The 933-nt window shown below is 74.6% G+C and carries 1 protein-coding gene; it reads left to right on the forward strand.

Going from position 1 to position 933, the window contains the following annotated elements; all coding sequences use genetic code 11:
- Window positions 1-933, forward strand: a 933-nt coding sequence (locus AXW62_RS30765) for an acyltransferase domain-containing protein (RefSeq protein WP_159060996.1), incomplete at both ends; no start/stop codon positions are given.

Raw genomic sequence — 933 nt, forward strand, 5'->3', positions numbered from 1 at the left:
CGGTCGAGGCACACGGCACCGGCACCAAGCTCGGTGACCCGATCGAGGCGCAGGCGCTGCTGGCCACCTACGGCCAGGACCGGCCCGAGGGGCAGCCGCTGTGGCTCGGCTCCATCAAGTCCAACATCGGGCACACCCAGGCCGCCGCCGGTGTCGCCGGGGTGATGAAGATGGTGCTGGCGCTGCGCCACGGTGTGCTGCCGCCGACGCTGCACGTGGACGAGCCGACCCCGCACGTCGACTGGTCCGCAGGTGAGCTGGAGCTGCTGACCGAGGCGCGGGAGTGGCCGGAGACCGGCCGTCCGCGCCGGGCCGCGGTGTCGGCGTTCGGCATCAGCGGCACCAACGCGCACACCATCATCGAACAGGCCCCGGAGCAGGCCCCCGCACCCGCCGCCGCGTCGGTGGAGCTGCCGGTGGTGCCGTGGGTGCTGTCCGGCAAGTCCCGGGCCGCCGTACGCGGTCAGGCCGAACGGCTTCTGGCCCACCTCGGCGGCGAGACCGCACCGGCCGCCGTCGATGTGGCCTATTCGCTGGCCACGACCCGCGCGGCCCTGGACCACCGGGCCGTGCTCACCGCCGGTGGCGGGGACGGGCTCCTGGCCGGTCTCGCGGCGCTGGCGCGGGGCGAGTCCGAGGTGCCGGGCCTGGTCGAGGACACCGCCGGCGAGGGCAAGGTGGCGTTCCTGTTCACGGGGCAGGGCAGCCAGCGGCTGGGGATGGGGCGTGAGCTGTACGACGCCTTCCCGGTGTTCGCGGACGCGCTGGACGAGGTGTGCGCCCACCTGGACGCCCACCTCGAACGGCCGCTGCGGGATGTGCTGTTCGGGGACGACGCGGCGGTACTGGACCGGACCGGGTTCACGCAGCCCGCGCTGTTCGCCCTGGAAGTGGCGCTGTTCCGGCTCGTCGAGGCGTGGGGGCTGCGGCCCG

It is taken from the genome of Streptomyces hygroscopicus subsp. hygroscopicus (assembly GCF_001553455.1).
In the GTDB taxonomy this organism is placed as follows: Bacteria; Actinomycetota; Actinomycetes; order Streptomycetales; family Streptomycetaceae; genus Streptomyces; species Streptomyces hygroscopicus.